Source organism: Pseudomonas reinekei (assembly GCF_001945365.1).
Classification (GTDB): domain Bacteria; phylum Pseudomonadota; class Gammaproteobacteria; order Pseudomonadales; family Pseudomonadaceae; genus Aquipseudomonas; species Aquipseudomonas reinekei.
Window position 1 is genome coordinate 338,024 of sequence record NZ_MSTQ01000001.1, and the last position, 17,393, is coordinate 355,416.

At 61.4% G+C, this 17,393-nt stretch carries 15 protein-coding genes; 2 read left to right on the forward strand and 13 right to left on the reverse strand.

Going from position 1 to position 17,393, the window contains the following annotated elements; translation table 11 throughout:
- Window positions 1-17: 17 nt before the first annotated feature.
- On the forward strand, window positions 18-293 hold the full coding sequence (locus BVK86_RS01560; RefSeq protein ID WP_007933743.1) for a peptidylprolyl isomerase: 276 nt from the start codon (window positions 18-20) through the stop codon (window positions 291-293).
- A gap of 125 nt (window positions 294-418) precedes the next feature.
- Here the strand turns inward: BVK86_RS01560 and BVK86_RS01565 are convergent, their stop codons facing one another.
- The 10 genes from BVK86_RS01565 to BVK86_RS01610 all read right to left on the reverse strand — a co-directional run bounded on the left by BVK86_RS01565 (window position 419) and on the right by BVK86_RS01610 (window position 10,070).
- Window positions 419-1,351: a sugar kinase gene (locus BVK86_RS01565; RefSeq protein WP_075944730.1), complete on the reverse strand. Its 933-nt coding sequence runs from the start codon at window positions 1,349-1,351 to the stop codon at window positions 419-421.
- 25 nt (window positions 1,352-1,376) lie between these two features.
- Window positions 1,377-2,594, reverse strand: a complete 1,218-nt coding sequence (locus BVK86_RS01570; RefSeq protein WP_075944731.1) for an amino acid deaminase — start codon at window positions 2,592-2,594, stop codon at window positions 1,377-1,379.
- 39 nt (window positions 2,595-2,633) lie between these two features.
- Window positions 2,634-3,398: an IclR family transcriptional regulator gene (locus BVK86_RS01575; protein WP_075944732.1), complete on the reverse strand. Its 765-nt coding sequence runs from the start codon at window positions 3,396-3,398 to the stop codon at window positions 2,634-2,636.
- A gap of 145 nt (window positions 3,399-3,543) precedes the next feature.
- Window positions 3,544-3,933 (reverse strand): RidA family protein, encoded by a 390-nt coding sequence (locus tag BVK86_RS01580; protein WP_075944733.1) that lies wholly within the window; start codon window positions 3,931-3,933, stop codon window positions 3,544-3,546.
- Between the two features lie 30 nt (window positions 3,934-3,963).
- Complete coding sequence (locus BVK86_RS01585; RefSeq protein ID WP_075944734.1) at window positions 3,964-4,758, reverse strand: amino acid ABC transporter ATP-binding protein; 795 nt, start codon at window positions 4,756-4,758, stop codon at window positions 3,964-3,966.
- Window positions 4,755-5,417, reverse strand: a complete 663-nt coding sequence (locus tag BVK86_RS01590) for an amino acid ABC transporter permease (RefSeq protein WP_075944735.1) — start codon at window positions 5,415-5,417, stop codon at window positions 4,755-4,757. Before BVK86_RS01590 ends, BVK86_RS01585 begins: the two co-directional genes overlap by 4 nt.
- 8 nt (window positions 5,418-5,425) lie before the next feature.
- On the reverse strand, window positions 5,426-6,088 hold the full coding sequence (locus tag BVK86_RS01595) for an amino acid ABC transporter permease (protein ID WP_075944736.1): 663 nt from the start codon (window positions 6,086-6,088) through the stop codon (window positions 5,426-5,428).
- Between the two features lie 51 nt (window positions 6,089-6,139).
- Complete coding sequence (locus BVK86_RS01600; protein WP_075944737.1) at window positions 6,140-6,988, reverse strand: transporter substrate-binding domain-containing protein; 849 nt, start codon at window positions 6,986-6,988, stop codon at window positions 6,140-6,142.
- A 364-nt stretch (window positions 6,989-7,352) separates the two neighbouring features.
- On the reverse strand, window positions 7,353-8,912 hold the full coding sequence (locus BVK86_RS01605; protein ID WP_075944738.1) for a TerC family protein: 1,560 nt from the start codon (window positions 8,910-8,912) through the stop codon (window positions 7,353-7,355).
- A 291-nt stretch (window positions 8,913-9,203) separates the two neighbouring features.
- A complete protein-coding gene (locus BVK86_RS01610) occupies window positions 9,204-10,070 on the reverse strand; it encodes a LysR family transcriptional regulator (protein WP_075944739.1) in 867 nt (288 codons plus the stop codon).
- Between the two features lie 102 nt (window positions 10,071-10,172).
- On the opposite strand from BVK86_RS01610, the gene BVK86_RS01615 reads away from it, so the two are divergent.
- Window positions 10,173-11,726, forward strand: coding sequence for an MFS transporter (locus BVK86_RS01615; protein WP_075944740.1), 1,554 nt, complete (start codon window positions 10,173-10,175; stop codon window positions 11,724-11,726).
- Window positions 11,727-11,736: 10 nt separating this feature from the next.
- Here BVK86_RS01615 and BVK86_RS01620 read toward each other — a convergent pair whose 3' ends face one another.
- The 3 genes from BVK86_RS01620 to cobN form a co-directional block, all read right to left on the reverse strand.
- Complete coding sequence (locus BVK86_RS01620) at window positions 11,737-12,393, reverse strand: vWA domain-containing protein (RefSeq protein ID WP_075944741.1); 657 nt, start codon at window positions 12,391-12,393, stop codon at window positions 11,737-11,739.
- 2 nt (window positions 12,394-12,395) lie between these two features.
- Window positions 12,396-13,403, reverse strand: coding sequence for a magnesium chelatase ATPase subunit I (locus BVK86_RS01625; protein WP_075944742.1), 1,008 nt, complete (start codon window positions 13,401-13,403; stop codon window positions 12,396-12,398).
- Window positions 13,404-13,545: 142 nt separating this feature from the next.
- The gene (gene cobN / locus BVK86_RS01630; protein WP_075944743.1) at window positions 13,546-17,391 is read right to left on the reverse strand and encodes a cobaltochelatase subunit CobN; all 3,846 of its coding nucleotides are present in this window, start codon (window positions 17,389-17,391) and stop codon (window positions 13,546-13,548) included.
- Window positions 17,392-17,393: the final 2 nt, after the last annotated feature.

Consider the following 17,393-nt stretch of genomic DNA (forward strand, 5'->3'; position numbering starts at 1 on the left):
TACAAGGTATTTGTCCCATGAAAGCTCAAGCACGCCACATTCTGGTGAAAACCTCGGAAGAAGCCGAGCAGCTCAAACAACGCATCGCCAAGGGCGAAGCCTTTGATGTGCTGGCCAAGAAGTACTCCACCTGCCCGTCGGGCAAGCGCGGCGGTGACTTGGGTGAAGTGCGGCCGGGGCAGATGGTCGGGGCCATTGATGCGGTGATCTTCAAAAAACCGCTGCGGGTGGTGCACGGGCCGATCAAGAGCAAGTTCGGTTATCACCTGGTGCAGGTGTTTTACCGGGATTAATCGATAGGCTTGATGGCCCCTTCGCGAGCAGGCTCGCTCCCACATTGGATCTGCGTTGTTCGCCATTTCCTTGTGGGCGCGAGCCTGCTCGCGAACCGATGGCGCAGCCAGCGGCCATCCTATTCTTACCTTGGAATTAAGGCTCCCGGCACCTGAATCACCCGGCTCGCCAAGCGGTGTCCTGCCTCGGCCGCCTCCACCGGGCTCCCGCCCTTGAGCCGTGAGGCCAGGTACGCGGCACTGAACGAATCCCCCGCCGCCGTCGTGTCCACCACCTGCTCGACTTTCTGCGCCGGCACCTTGAATGACTCGCCCGCACAACGAATCAGGCACGCCTCGGCACCACGCTTGAGCACCACTTCCGGCGTGCCAATCTGCTCGTACGCCTCAAACACTGCCTCGCAATCGGCAAAATGGAACAGCGCCTGCTCATCATCGACGGTCAGCAGCGCCAGGTCTACGTACGGCAAAACACTGCGATAGGCAGCCCGTGCCTCTTCAATCGAAGCCCAAAGCCGAGGCCGGTAATTGTTATCGAAGACGATCCGCGCATCACGCTGGCGGGCTTCGATCAAGGTTTCGAGCAACTTTTCCCGGCCTTTCACGCCCAGCACCGCCAGGGTGATGCCACTGAAATACAGCACATCGTAATCCGGCAGCGCCGCCAGGATCGGCGTGGCGGCCGGGGTGGTGAAGCAATCGCGCACGGCCGCTTCGTTGCGCCAATAGAGGAAACGGCGTTCGCCGGCGGCGTCGGTCTGAATGCAGTACAAACCCGGCAAACGCCCGGGCAAACGCTGGACCATGCCCAATCCGATGTTTTCGTCGGACCAGCTCCGGCACATGGCATCGCTGAAACTGTCATCGCCCAGGGCGGTGACGTAGTCCACGCTGCCGGCGGTACCCAGCTCACGAGACAGGTAAACCGCAGTGTTCAAGGTATCGCCGCCGAAACTTTGTTGCAGGCTACCATCAGCGCGGTGTTGCAACTCGATCATGCATTCGCCGATCAGGGCGATGCGTGGGGTGTTGGGGCCGAGGGTGTTGATGGTGTTCATTCTTGTCGGGTCTCTGGTGTATCGCTTAGAAACAGGTTTGCATGGCCTCGATGACATTCAACTGTTCATCCACCAGACACCCCACGCGCCATTTGTCGAACGTCAGGCAAGGGTGCGAAGTACCAAACGAAATGATATCGCCCACGCGCAATTCAACCCCCGGCGCCACGGTCATGAACGCGTGCTGGTCCATCACCGCCGTCACCTTGCAGGCGCCGACATCGTCCCCCTTGGCCGGCACCACGCCAGCCTTGTAACGCAGCAGCGGCACCGGCAAACCGGCGTCGTAGGCCACGTCGCGTTTACCCAGGGCAATCACCGCAAAACCCGGCTCCGGCAACGACTGCACGTGCGCCCAGACTTCCAGCGCCGGCCGCAGCCCTTCGTGTAAATCGCTGCGACGGTCGAGGACGCAGCATTGCGCCTCCTTGTAGATGCCGTGGTCATGGGCAACGTAGCTGCCTGGACGCAACACGCTGAGGAAACGACCCGCCGCGTTTTGCGCCTCGAACTCTTCGGCAATCAAGTCGTACCAGGCCGAACCGGAAGCGCTGATGATCGGTTTGGCGATGGCGAACGCGCCGCTGTCCTGCAACTGCACCGCCAGGCGCACCAAAGACCCGGCAAACGCGCGGATGCCGCTGACGGCGTGATCACCGTGAATGACGCCTTCGTAGCCTTCGATCCCGGTCAGGGCCAGCGCCGGTTGCGCCGCAATGGCTTTGGCCAGGTCCAGCACTTCCTGCTCGCTGCGGCAACCGCAACGCCCGCCCACCACGCCGTACTCAATCATCACGTTCAGTCGCACGCCGCGCGAGGCGAAATACGCGCCCAGGTCAGCGACGTTGTCCGGGTGATCGACCATGCAGTAAAAGTCGAAAGTCGGGTCAGCCAACAGATCCGCAATCAACGCCATGTTCGGCGTGCCGACCAGCTGGTTGGCCATCAACACCCGACGCACGCCATGGGCGTAGGCCGCGCGGGTTTGCGTGGCGCTGGCCAGGGTGATGCCCCAGGCACCGGCATCCAGTTGTCGACGAAACAGCGCCGGGGTCATGCTGGTTTTGCCGTGGGGCGCGAGCTCAGCGCCACTGTTGCTGACAAAATCCTGCATCCAGCGGATGTTGTGCTCCAGCGCTTGGCGGTGCAGCACCAACGCAGGCAGGCTGACGTCGCGCACCAGGTTAGCGCCCGTATGGGCAAAGCCCTTTTCCACGGCGGCAGTATTTTTGGCAGAAGACATGGTTGAACTCCTCACATTCGCGGCCACAGGTGGCCGCTGTTATTCGTTGATGCGACGGGCCAGGCTGTTGGCGCTGTCGATCAGCACCCGGCGATAGTCGTTGTAATTGTTCTTGGCATCGGCCCGGGGGGCGACGATGCACAGGGTCGCGATGGCCACGCCGTTCGCGTCTTTGACCGGGGCAGCGAAGCAATGGGTAAAGGTGTCGGCGACGCTATCGAAAGAGAAAAACCCATCGCGCCCGGCCTGACGGATTTCTTTCAGAAATTGCTCCAGCGGCAAACGCTCGCCGTCAGGCAGAACGAAATCGTCGGGGTCGATCAGGTCAACGATTTGCTGGTCACTGAGGTGCGCCAGCAACAGGCGCCCGGACGCGGTCCAGGGAATCGGCGCGTTTTCGCCGATGTCCGAAGAAATACGGAAATGCCGCTCGCCCTCTTTCATCAATGCCACGGTGTATTTGCGGCCGTTGAGCAGGCACATTTGCGCGGTTTCATGGGTCTGGCTGACGATTTCCTGCAGGGCGTAATCGGCCTCGCGGGTCAGGTCGAAATGCCGCAGATGCGCCTGCCCGAGGAAGTACAGCTGGCGACCGAGGTAAACGTGACCGTCTTTGCCCACCGGTTCCAGAATCCTGCGCTCAAGCAATGACGCCACCAGTTCGTAGACCGTGGATTTGGGGCTGCCGATGCCGTTGGCGATGTCGTTCGGGCGCAGGGGCTGGCCGACTTCCTTGAGGAAATCGAGAATATCGAACGCCCGGTCCAGACCGCGTGCCCGGCGCTTGATGGTGTCTTCGGTCATTTCAGTGGTTCCCATTCAAAATGCCGGGAGTTTAACCAGAGTGATGCAGTGACGGTTAGGCCACCTTTGCGAGCAGGCTCGCTCCCACCTTTGGAATGATCTCCCCTCTGGGAGCGAGCCTGCTCGCGAAGAAGTCACCACGGACTCAAGCCTTTTTCTTGTACGCAATGCAGTCGATCTCAACTTTGCAGTCGACCATCATGTTCGCCTGCACGCAGGCACGGGCCGGGGCGTGTTCAGGCTTGAAGTATTCGCCGAAGACCTTGTTGAAGCTGGTGAAATCCCGAGGGTCTTCCAGCCAGACCCCAGCACGCACCACGTCTTCCAGGCCATAACCGGCTTCTTCGAGAATCGCGATCAGGTTTTTCATGGTCTGGTGGGTCTGTTCGACGATGCCGCCAGTAATGATCTCGCCGTCCAACGCCGGCACCTGCCCGGACACGTGCAGCCAGCCATCGGCTTCAACGGCACGGGCGAAAGGACGAGGCGTGCCGCCTGCAGCGGCGCTGCCGGTGCCGTAACGCGTAATGCTCATGAGTGTTTCTCCTGATTGAAAATTAAAGGTTCAAAAACGCGTGTTTTTGAGAAATTCCGCCAGACGCGGCGATTGCGGGCGCTCGAACAATTCCTTGGGAGGCCCCTGCTCCTCGATGCGCCCCTGATTCATGAAAACGATCTTGTCCGAGACCTCGAAGGCAAAGCGCATTTCGTGGGTCACCAGCAGCATGGTCATGCCGTCTTCGGCCAGGCCCTTGATCACGTTGAGCACTTCGCCCACCAGTTCCGGGTCGAGGGCCGAGGTGACTTCGTCGAACAGCATCAGGCTCGGGTTCATCGCAATGGCCCGGGCAATCGCCACGCGCTGTTGCTGACCGCCGGACAACTGACCGGGAAAGTGATCGCGGCGCTCCAGCAGGCCGACCCGCTCCAGCCATTTCTCCGCCAGGGCCACGGCCTCGTCCTTGTGCAGTTTTTTCACTTTGAGCAAGCCAAGGGTGACGTTCTGCAACGCGGTCAGGTGCGGGAACAGGTTGAACTGCTGGAACGCCATGCCGGTCATGGCGCGATGACGGGCAATGACTTTTTCCGGGTGGCGGATACGCTTGCCGTTGACTTCGTCATAGCCGATGGACTCACCGTCGAGCAGGATCTGCCCGCCCTGGAATTCTTCGAGCATGTTCACGCAACGCAGCAGCGTGGTCTTGCCCGAGCCGCTGGAGCCGATCAACGTCACCACGTTGCCGCGCTGCAGGGTCAGGTCGACGCCCTTGAGCACTTCGAGCTGGTCGTAACACTTGTGCAGGCCACGAATGTCCAGCAGCGGCTGGCCGTTTTGGGTATTGGATTGAACGTGAGTCATGGCAAGGCCACCCGCTTTTCAATGTGCCGGCCGAGTAATTCGATGCCGAAGTTGATGACGAAGAACAGAAATCCGGCGAACAGGTAAAACTCCAGGGTCATGAAGTTGCGGGCGATGATCTGCTGAGTGCTGAGCAGCAGCTCGGCCACGCCGATCACCGACAGCAGCGTCGAGGCCTTGACGATCTCAGTGGACGAGTTGACCCAGGTCGGCAGGATCTGCCGCAGCGCCTGAGGCAACAGCACGTAGCCCAGGGACTGGTAGAACGTGAGGCCGATGGCCTTGCTCGCTTCCATCTGCCCACGGGGCAATGCCTGCAACGCACCGCGCACGATCTCGGCGACGTGGGAACCGCAGAACAGCGTCAGCCCCAAAGCACCGGCCTGGAACGCGCTGATTTGCCAACCCAGTGCCGGCGCCATGTAGAAGCACGCCAGCACCAGCACAAACACTGGCGTGCCGCGAATCACGTCCACGTAAAAACGAAACGGCGCGCGCATCCAGAACTTGCCGTAGGTCAGCACCAGACCGGCAAACACGCCGACCACCGTGCCGAGCAAAATCGCCAGCGCGGACACCTGCACACTGGTCAAAAAGCCTTGCCAGAGCGGCTCACGTGCAATCCACAACTCATGCAACCAACTGGGGGATTCGTACATGGGGCCTCCTATCGGCGGATTGCCAGACGCTGCTCGAGGTAACGCAGCATCATGGCAATGAGGTAGCAGGCCGCGACATACAACGCCGTGGTCACCAGCCAGGTTTCGATCACCCGGTAGCTTTCGACATTGATCTTGCGCGCGTAATAGGTCAGTTCAGGTACGGCAATCGCGGCCGCCAGCGAGGTGTCCTTGAACAGCGAAATGAAGTTGTTCGACAGCGCCGGCAGCACGTTGCGCAGCATCACCGGCACGGTGACATAAGCCTTGACCTGCCATTCGCCCAAGCCGATCGCCAGGCCTGCTTCACGCTGGCCCTTGGGAATGCTCAGCAGCCCGCCGCGGAACACTTCGGTCAGGTACGCCCCGGCATACAACGACAGGGTGATGATGAACGACGGGATCTTGTCCAGACGAATCCCCAGGCTCGGCAACGCAAAGTAGATCAACAGAATCAACACCAGAATCGGCGTGTTACGGACCACCGTGACATACACCGATGCCAGCACCCGCAACGCGCGGTGCTTCGACAACAAAGCAAACGCCATCAGCAGGCCGATCACGCAGCCGATGGCGATCGACACCAGCGCCAGCTCCAGGCCCAGACCGAGCCCCGCCAGCAAGGTGTCGAAATCGCGCCAAACGGCGGCAAAGTTCAACTGATAGTTCATGGTCGGCAGTACCTTGAGCGGGGCGCATGGCAGCGCCCCACTCTCACGGGATCATTTGAATTCGACAGGGAAACCGATGGCAGGAGACGGCAGATCTACGCCAAACCACTGCTTGAACGATGCCGCGTAAGTCGGGAACTCGACGCCGGTCATGGCTTCATGCAGGGCCGTGTTGACGAAGTTCAGCCAGTCCTGATCGCCGCGCTTGACCGCGCAGGCGTAGGTTTGCGGACTCCAGGCGTAGGCCGGGCTGCGATAGCGTCCGGCGTTCTGCACCATCAGGTATTTCACCGAAGACTGGTCGGTGGCCGCCGCATCGGCGCGTCCGGAGTTCACGGCCTGATACATCAGGTCAACGCTGTCGTACTGATCAACCTTGGCCTTGGGCAACGCCTGGTGCACCAACTCTTCGGCATAGACGTTCTGCAGCACCGCCACGGTCAGGCCATCGCCGGCGGCTTGCATGTCCTCGATTTCCTTGTACTTGCTGTTGGCCGGCAGCAACAGGCCAACACCTTCGCGGTAGTAAGGCAGGGTAAACGCCACTTGCTGTGCACGGCTCGCCGTCACGGTGATGAACTGGCAGCTCATGTCGACTTTGTCGGTCAGCAGGTTGGGAATCCGCGCATCGGACGACTGCACCACGAACTCGACCTTGCTCGGGTCATTGAACAACCCTTTGGCCACGATGCGCGCAATGTCGATATCAAAGCCCTGCAACTTGCCATCCGCTCCCTGGAAATGCCACGGCGCATTGGTACTGCCGGTGCCCACAATCAGCTTGCCACGGGCCAGAACACTGTCGAGCTTACTGTCCGCTGCCTGGGCCACACCCATGGCAGCAGCCGAAGCTGCGAAAAGAAAAACACACGCTTTGAAAAAGGAAGGTCGGCGATGCATGGCAAGCACTCCAGGATGATGTTTATTCCGCTATACCGGAATATGGTATGTAACAACGGAATAGACAGCAGAAAGTGTGCCACAGGATGTGGGCGGAATGTAGGGGGGATTGAAAGTGTTTTGAATCAGGGGGATGGAATGATGTGAGGAAAAGGCGTTACCAAAAGAGACGCTGGCGTAGCGCTACCGTTGGCTACGGATGGCGGGTAGCGGGTTCACAAATAGTGCTTAGGTGTTTCTGTGGGAGCGAGCCTGCTCGTGATGGACGTCAACGATAACGCAGGCAGTTTGAATGCCCGCGTTGTACGGCCGTTTTTCCCGAGCAGGCTCGCTCCTGCGGGTTCAGCGCCGGCCAGGGGTACAATCACCCGCCGACGCGATTGAGGAACACCCGCGTCACCCGCCGCTCTTCAACCTTCAGGACCGTCATCCGCCAGCCTTCCCACTCATGGCTGTCACCGATCATCGGCAGGCGATCGAGCAGGCTGACCACCAAACCGGCGAGGGTCTGATAGTCCTCGGTAGGCTCGGCGGCAAACCCGGTGCGCTGGCGAACCCGCGCCAGGTTCAATGCGCCGCTGACCACGAACCCGCCCTTCTCCTCGACCACGTCCGGGCCTTCGATTTCACTGGCGTCGGGCAATTCACCGGCAATCGACTCGAGGATGTCGGTCATGGTCAACACGCCGACGAAGTCACCGAATTCATTGACCACAAACGCAATGTGCGTCGACGCCTTGCGCATCTGCTCCAGGGCATTGAGGATCGAATAGCTCTCCAGCAGGTTGATGGTCTGGCGCGCCAGGTGCGCAAGATCCGGTTCGTTACCGGCCAGGAACTCCTTCAACAGTTCCTTCTTGTGCACGAAGCCCAGCGGTTCATCCACGGCACCGTCGCGGATCAGCGGCAAGCGCGAGTAAGACGAATGCATCAGCCGCGTGCGAATGGCCTCGGCGTTGTCGGCCAGGTCGATAAGATCGACATCGGCGCGCACCGTCATCAACGTGCGGATCGGTCGTTCAGCCAGTTGCAACACACCGCTGATCATCACCCGCTCACGACGGTCGAACAGCTCTTCGTTCGGCGCCTCGCCGTTGTCGAGCATGTCGGCGATTTCCTCACCGACTTCTTCCACCGCCAGTTTGCGCCCGCCCAGCAGGCGCATCACTGCGTGAGCGGTACGTTCGCGCATCGGTCGCAGGCCCTGCATCGAGCGCTTGCGCCGGGCCCGGGCGATCTGGTTGAAGACTTCAATCAGGATCGAGAAACCGATGGCCGCATACAGATAGCCCTTCGGAATATGGAAGCCCAGGCCTTCGGCCGTCAGCGCAAAACCGATCATCATCAGGAAGCCCAGGCAGAGCATGATCACCGTCGGGTGGGCGTTGACGAATCGGGTCAGCGGCTTGCTGGCAACGATCATCAGGCCAATGGAAATGATCACCGCGATCATCATCACCGACAGCTCATCGACCATGCCCACTGCCGTGATCACCGCGTCGAGGGAGAACACCGCGTCCAGCACTACGATTTGCGCAACGATGGGCCAGAACAGCGCATAGGCGGTATTGGACGAACGCTGGCCGACATGGCCTTCGAGCCGTTCGTGCAGTTCCATGGTGGCTTTGAACAGCAGGAACACACCACCGAACAGCATGATCAGGTCACGCCCGGAGAAACTCTTGTCGAACACCTCGAACAGCGGCTGCGTCAGGGTCACCAGCCACGAAATACTCGCCAGCAGGCCCAGGCGCATCAGCAACGCGAGGGACAAACCGATGATCCGCGCACGATCGCGTTGGTGCGGCGGCAATTTGTCCGCGAGGATCGCGATAAACACCAGGTTGTCGATGCCCAGTACCAGTTCCAGCACAATCAGTGTCAACAAGCCCAGCCACGCGGTGGGGTCAGCTAACCATTCCATAAAAACGTCTCGATCTCTTCAGTGAATTCAGAATGCCGAGCACGGCAAGGCGCGGCACAGAGGCCGTGAAGCTGCAATGTCGGGGGAAAACGGAAGCCAAAAGACCGGGTGTTTCGCGTGCATCAAGACCGCGCAATGGCACGTGGGGAAAGGATAACTGGGAGGCTCCGAGAGGGTGTTCATGCAAGTCCTGAATGGAAAAATGGACTTGAATCGTACAGGCGAAAGTGACGAATCCTACAGCCCGAAATCATTTCAAGATCTGTAGGAGCAAGCTTGCTCGCGATGCTTTCAGCTGTTTTTTACCTGCTCGATATAGCGGACCACGGCCGGCGACTTCTCGAACCGCCGATGAATCAACGCCAGCCAAGACACTGCCTGGCAATCCGGGATCTGCCGATACACCACATCCGGCAGACTGACATGCCCGACCACCGACGCCGGCACCACCGCCACGCCCTGCCCCAGCGAAACCAACGCGATCACCGCGACCAGTCCGCCCGGCTGCGCCCCCAGCTTCGGTACAAAACCACCCTGCGCGGCCACCTGCAAAGTACCGGCCATTTGCTCGGGGAGGATGAAGTTTTCGTTTTGCAAGTGCACCGACGTGATCATCGGCAGCCGGTTGAGCCACGAATCGACCGGTAACGCCAACACAAAGCCTTCTTCATTGAGCCGGACACTTTCGATACCGTCGGGCAACGCCAACGGACAGCGGACATAACCCAGATCGAAACGCCCCTCAAGGATCATGTTCGGCAGGTTGGCCATGGGGCTTTCCCGCACATTGAGGCTGACATCCGGGAATTCACCGGCAAAACCCCGCACCTGTTTTTGCAGCATGCCGGAGTACACCGCCGAAGCCACATAACCCAGCTCGATATGCCCGACTTCGCCGCGACCGGCACGCCGGGCATTGCGTTGCGCAGACTCGAATTGTCGAACCGTGGCTTCGGCTTCGATCATCAGCGTCGCACCGGCCTCAGTCAGGCTGACATCGCGCGACTGACGCAAAAACAGACGCGCCCCCAATTCCGCTTCCATGTCCTGAATCTGCCGGGTCAGGGTCGGCGGCGCGATACCCAATTGCTCGGCGGCACGGGTGAAATTGCGCTGCCGGGCGACGGCGAGGAAATAGCGGAAGTGGCGGATGTCCATGGTGCATTAGCTCAAAGGTAATGAAGTGATGGGGCGCGCCTAACAAAGACACCGACAGCCAGCGATAAGCTGCACGAACCGTCACAGTAGAGAACCCTGGCCATGTCCGTCAAACCCAAGGCAAGTCAGCGCCTGACCTTGCTTACCGCATCAGCGGTGTGCTCGCTGATCGTGCTCGACACCAATATCGTCGCCGTTACCTTGCCCAGCATTGCCCGTGATCTGGGGGCTAATTTCGCCGACATCGAATGGGTAGTGAGTGCTTACATGCTGGCGTTCGCCGCGTTGCTGTTGCCGGCCGGCAGTCTGGCGGACCGTTTTGGCCGGCAGAAAACCCTGATGTGGGGCCTGGGCATTTTCATCCTCGCATCGCTGGGCTGCGGTGCGGCACCGAACGCGCTGTTTCTTGATATCGCTCGCGCGATCAAAGGGGTTGGCGCGGCATTGCTGTTGACCTCGGCGCTGGCGTCCATCGGCCACACCTTTCACGATGAAGCCGAACGGGCCAAGGCCTGGGCATTCTGGGGTGGCTGCATGGGCGTCGCCATGACCGCCGCACCCACCCTGGGCGGGTTGATTACCGAATATGTCGGCTGGCGCTGGATTTTCTACCTCAACCTGCCAGTCGGCCTGTTTCTGATGTACATGGTCTGGCGCGCGGTGCCGGAATCACGCGATGCGCAAGCGGCACGCCTTGATCCATGGGGTAGCCTCGCCTTCAGCGCCAGTCTGCTGTGTTTGATCTGGGGCTTGATCGAAGCCAACCGGATTGGCTGGGCCAATCCGGTGACCTATGCGCGGCTGATCGGCGGTGCGCTGCTGTTGGGTTTGTTCGTGGTGATCGAACGGCTGCAACAGCGGCCGATGATCGACTTGCAACTGTTCCGTTACCCGCGCTTCATCGGTGCCCTGCTGGGCATGTTCGCTTACGCTGCGTGCGCCCAGGTGATGATGACGATGCTGCCGTTCTACTTACAGAACGGCCTGGGTTTTACCGCGATCTCGGCGGGACTCGGTATGTTGCCGTTCGCCATCACCCTGCTGATTTTCCCGCGCATCGGTGCTCGCCTGACGGGACGCATCACCCCGGCCAACCTGATGGCGATCGGCTTGACGCTGGTAGGCTGCGGCAACCTGCTCAGCGCCTGGGCAGTCAACAGTGGTGGCTATCTCCCGTTCGCCCTGGCGATTGCCGTTACCGGTGCTGGCGCAGGCCTGCTTAACGGCGACACGCAGAAAAACATCATGGCCTGCGTTCCCCGCGAGCGCACCGGCATGGCCTCGGGCATGAGCACCACCATGCGCTTCAGTGCGGTGATGCTGGGCGTCGGCATCTACGGTGCGTTGCTGTCGGGCCATAGCGAACAGTTGCTGCACGACAGCCTCTCGGCCCAAGGCGGTCAATGGCTGGAACATACCCAGGCGCTGGCATCGCGGGTGGTTGCCGGCGACATGCCGGCGGCGCTGGAGCTGTTGCCTCAGGACGCACGGCCGGTGGTCGAGCCGCTGGCTCGCCATGCCTTTGTCGGTGGCTTCAGTCTGTTGCTGTGGGTCGCGGGGCTGGCGGGATTGGTGGCTGCGCTGGTGGTGGGGACGTTGATGCGTCATCCGATTCCCGCGATCAACACCCATCGATCGACGACATCGGTCGCCTGATCTTTTCACGTCATTGCAATTCGTCGATATGCCGATACTCGGACTGCAACTGCGCCGCCAGCGTTTTGCTGCGTCCGAGTCGAATCGGCCCGCGTTCGATATCGATCAGCAGCCCCGGACAATCCAGTGGCACCAAAGCGGCCCCATCCTTGAGCCGGCCGTCGGTCACCACCAGCAAACGTTGTTGCTCCGCCGGGAAACGCTTTTGTCGCACACTCAGCCATCGCCCCGCTTCAGCCAGCGCCGCCAGCAACGGCGTGCCCCCTCCTGCACCAAGGCCATCAAGCCAATGACGCAAACCGCCGGACGCTTTCAAGCCTTGGACCTGCCACGTTGGCGCGGCACCACTGGCGGTCATCAGGGCCAGCCGGGCACGTTGGCGATAGGCGTCATCAAAGAGTTGCGCCAGCAAGCCTTTGGCATCGCTCAAGGCCTGATGGCGTCGCGTTGAAGCCGATGCGTCGACAATCACCAGCCACAGTTCATTTGCCGAGCGCGTGCGCAGGTAGAACAACAGATCCTGACGCACCCGTGGCCGCCCCTTGAGCAAGGTGCCGGGCCAATTGACCGAGCCGCTGCGGGCGGCGTGACGTTTACCCTGTTTGCCGTGATCGAGCCGTCCGGCGCGGGGTCTGGCATTCGCCCCCGCGTCAGTTCGGGGGCGAATGCCTAAGGCTTTTTTGGCCAGCTCGGCACTTCACGGCGGACACCGACGGGCAATGCCTGAGCGGGCATTTCACCCCACTGGCCCTGGCCTGCGCCCGGGTTGGCAGTTTGCGGCGAAGACGACTGCGGCGCAGGTGTCGATTGTGGTGCCGACGGGGGAAGTTCACGGCGACGATGGCGCAAGGCGAATTCGGCGACAGCGTCGATATCTTCGATGCTGATGGCGCAAGCGCCACGCCAGGCCGCATGGGCACGTGCCGCGCGCAACCAGACCAGATCGGCGCGCATGCCGTCGACGCCGGCGGCGAAGCAACGTTCGGTGATTTGCGCCAGCGCTGCATCGTCGAGGGGAATACTCGCTAAAGCGCTACGGGCCTTCTGGCAGCGTTCGCGCAAGTTCGCTTGCTGACTCTCCCACTCGGTGCAAAAGCCGTGGGGATCGCTGTCGAAATCCAGACGCCGACGGATAATCTGGCCACGCTCTGCCGGCGCGGTGTGGCCACCGAGGGCCACGTTCAAACCAAAGCGGTCAAGCAACTGCGGACGCAACTCGCCCTCTTCCGGGTTCATGGTGCCGATCAACACGAACTTCGCTGAATGCCGATGGGAAATGCCATCACGCTCGACCAGGTTGGTCCCGCTGGCGGCGACGTCCAGCAACAGATCGACGAGATGGTCAGGCAACAGATTGACTTCATCGACGTAGAGCACGCCGCCGTCAGCCTTGGCCAGCACGCCGGGGGAAAATTGCGCACGGCCATCGCTCAGTGCGGCGTCCAGATCGAGCGTTCCGACCAGGCGCTCTTCGGTGGCGCCCAAGGGCAAAGTGACGAACTGACCGCTGGCCAGCAAATCCGCCAGTCCACGGGCCAACGTCGATTTGGCCATGCCACGCGGGCCTTCGATCAGCACCCCGCCGATCTTCGGGTCGATGGCGGTCAGGTACAGCGCGAGTTTCAAATCATCGGCGCCGACCACGGCGGAGAGCGGGAAATGCGGGGTGTCGGTCATCTTCAATACTCAATCATGGTCGGGGTTAATACACATTTCCCTGTGGGAGCGAGCCTGCTCGCGAAAGCGGACTGTCAGTCAACGATGATGTTGATTGTGCTGGCCTCTTCGCGAGCAGGCTCGCTACCACAGGGGTGTTGTTCTAGCCATTTTCTTCTATATCCAATAGCAGGTTTTCCAGCGCCTCGCGGTACTCACCCGGCTCCTTCCACATCCCCCGTTGCTGCGCTTCCAGCAGCCGTTCAGTCATGTCGCGCAAGGCATGGGGATTATGCTCGCGAACAAATTCGCGAGTCGCCGGGTCGAGCAAGTAGGCATCAGCCAGCAAGGCGTACTGGTGATCGTCGATCAGCTGCGTGGTGGCGTCGAAGGCGAACAGGTTATCGACGGTCGCAGCCATTTCGAAGGCGCCTTTGTAGCCATGCCGCTTGACCCCGTCGAGCCACTTGGGATTGGCCGCCCGTGAGCGGATAACCCGGTTCAACTCTTCCTTCAGCGTGCGGATTTTCGGCAAGTCCGGTTGACTGTGATCGCCGTGATAACTGGCTGCCACCTCGCCGCTGAGACTTTCCACCGCCGCGAGCATACCGCCCTGGAACTGGTAGTAGTCATTGGAATCGAGCACGTCGTGTTCGCGGTTGTCCTGATTGTGCAGCACTGCCTGCACCTGGCTCAGGCGCTGGGCGAATTGCTCACGGGCCGCAGTGCCTTCATCGGAACCGCCATAAGCGTAACCACCCCAGTTCAGATAAACCTCGGCCAGATCCTCGCGGCGCTGCCACAGCCGGCCGTCGATAGCGCCCTGCACGCCGGCACCATACGCGCCGGGTTTGGCCCCGAAAATCCGCCACCCGGCCTGACGCCGGGCTGCTTCTGCATCCAGCCCGGATTGCAGCAGCGCCTCACGCTCGGCGCGTACCTTGGCCGCCAACGGGTTGAGATCGTCCGGTTCGTCGAGCGCGGCGACCGCTTGCACGGCCGCGTCGAACAGGCGGATCAGATTGGCGAAGGCATCGCGGAAAAAACCGGACACGCGCAAGGTCACGTCCACTCGCGGGCGGTCGAGCAAACTCAATGGCAGGATTTCAAAATCGTCGACGCGCTGACTGCCGGTGGCCCACACCGGGCGCACGCCCATCAGCGCCATGGCCTGAGCGATATCGTCGCCACCGGTGCGCATGGTCGCAGTGCCCCAAACCGACAGGCCGAGCTGACGCAGGTGATCGCCATGGTCTTGCAGGTGGCGTTCCAGAATCAGGTTGGCGGACTGGAAACCGATGCGCCAGGCGGTGGTAGTAGGCAGGTTGCGCACATCCACCGAATAGAAGTTGCGGCCGGTGGGCAGTACGTCCAGGCGTCCGCGACTGGGTGCGCCGCTCGGACCGGCCGGGACGAAACGACCGCTGAGGGCGTCGAGCAGGCCGCGCATTTCGGCGGGGCCGCAGGCGTCCAGTCGCGGCGCGACGACTTCGCGCAGGTTGTCGAGGATGGCGCTCACTGCAGACCAGCTCGCCTCCTGTGGGAGCGGGCCTGCTCGCGAAAGCGCTGTGTCAGTTGATATTGTTGCCGCTGACACGCCATCGCGAGCAGGCTCGCTCCCACTGGGGTCGTTCAACACGTGCGAGATCAGTTGCGTGGCGAACAGTTCGAGGCGTTCGCGGGTGTCGCCGGTGGTGCGCCAAGGGTCATCGCTGATCGACAATAAGGCCAGCGGCCGCGCCCCGGTCCACGGCTCGGCCAATGCACAATCCAGCGGATCAACATCCAGTGCGAACGACTTGGCCAGCGCCCGCAGCACACTCGAATGCGCACCACGCCCATCCCCCCGGGGAATGCGCAACAGCGCAAGCAAGGTATCGATGCGCAAGCGCCCGACCGGCGATTCGCCAAAGACATGCAAGCCGTCGCGGATCTGCGATTCCTTCAAGTCACACAGGTAAGTGTCCAGACGTGGCAACCAGATCGCCGCATCCGCGTCACTGTCGAGTTGTTCGTCCAGTTGCAGTTCGCGGTCGATGTGGGTGTCGCGCACCAGTTGCAGGATGTCGCGCTGCAACTCGCGGGCGCGGCGTGGATCGAGCAATTGCGCTTCGTAATATTCGTCGGCGAGCAATTCGAGATTGCGCAGCGGACCGTAGGTTTCGGCACGGGTCAGCGGCGGCATCAAGTGATCGATGATCACCGCCTGAGTCCGCCGTTTGGCTTGGGCGCCCTCGCCCGGATCGTTGACGATGAACGGATAAATGTTCGGCAGCGGTCCGAGCAATGCATCCGGCCAGCAGTTTTCCGACAGGCCGACGCCTTTGCCCGGCAGCCATTCGAGGTTGCCGTGCTTGCCGACGTGGATCAGCGCGTGGGCGCCATAGGTGTTGCGCAGCCAGAAATAGAACGCCAGGTACCCGTGGGGCGGCACCAGGTCCGGGTCGTGATACACCGCGCTTGGGTCCACTTGGTAACCGCGCGCCGGCTGAATGCCAACGAAGGTCAGGCCAAAACGCAGCCCGGCGATCATCATCCGGCCGCTGCGGCACATCGGATCGTTTTCCGGCGAGCCCCAACGTTCCATCACCGCAGTGCGATTGGCTTGGGGCAGTGCGTTGAACATCGTCAGGTATTCGTCCATGCCCAGGCTTTGCTGGCAAGGACGCTGGTCCATGGTGTCCAGATCATTGCTGACGCCGCCAAGCAGTTGCCGGATCAACGCGGTGCCACTGTCCGGCAGTTCGGCGGGGAGCGGATAACCCTCGTCATGCAGCGCCCGGAGAATGTTCAGCGCCGCCGCTGGCGTGTCCAGGCCCACGCCGTTGCCGATGCGACCATCGCGGGTCGGGTAATTGGCGAGGATCAGCGCCACGCGTTTTTGCGCATTGGGCAGGCGTGCCAGGTCGATCCAGCGCCGCGCCAGTTCGGCGACAAAGTCCATGCGCTCGGGTTGCGGCCGGTAGCAGACCACATCCGATTGACTGCGCTCACTACGCCACGCCAGATCCTTGAAGCTGATCGGCCGGCTGATGATCCGCCCGTCCAGCTCAGGCAAGGCAATGTGCATCGCCAGATCCCGCGGGCCGAGGCCTTGTTCGCTGGCGCGCCAGCCCGGCTCGTTGTCTTGGGCGCATATGACCTGAATCACCGGGATATTGCGGCGAAACGGTCGCAAATGCGGCGCTTCGGGGCTCGACTGGGCAAAGCCGGTGGTGTTGAGGATCACTCCGGCCTCTGCTTCATCCAGCCAATCCTCGACGGCCGCAAGACAGCCGGGCTCTTTCAAACTGGCCAGCGCAATCGGCAACGGATTCAACCCCGCCGCCTGCAAACGCTGGCAAAAAACATCGATGAAACCGGTATTCGCCGCTTGCAAGTGCGAGCGGTAGAACAGCACCGCCGCGACGGGGTGATCGACCTGCCAGTCGGCTTGCCAATCCTGAAGTGTCACGGGGCTTTTATGGGGATGGTAAATCGCCGTGCGCGGCAAGGCTTGCGGCTCGTCCCAGGCATATTCTCGCGCCAGCCAACGGTTGGCCAGGCAGCGGAAGAAATCCAGCGCATTGCCCATGCCGCCCTGGCGCAGAAACTGCCAGAGTCGGTCACGATCTTCGACACCGACAGTGCTCAGGTCGCTGAGCTCCGGGTCCGGGCGGTCATCCCCCGGCACCAGAATCAACTGCACCCCACGCTGGGACAACTCCACCAGTCGCTCGACGCCGTAACGCCAATAGGCAATGCCACCGTGCAGCGAGATCAGAATGACCTTGGCGTGGCGCAAGACTTCATCGACATACAGGTCAACCGAGGCATGGTTCTGCACCTGCATCGGGTTGGCCAGGCGCATGCTCGGGTAATCGCCTGGTAACTGTTGTGCCGCTTCGGCGAGCAGCGCCAGACTGGAATCGCCGCTGCACAGGATCACCAGCTCGGCGGGGGTTTGTCCAAGGTCGGCAATGTTGTCATCCGACACGAAACCGCCGGGCTGGGTCCTGAGCAGGTGCATGG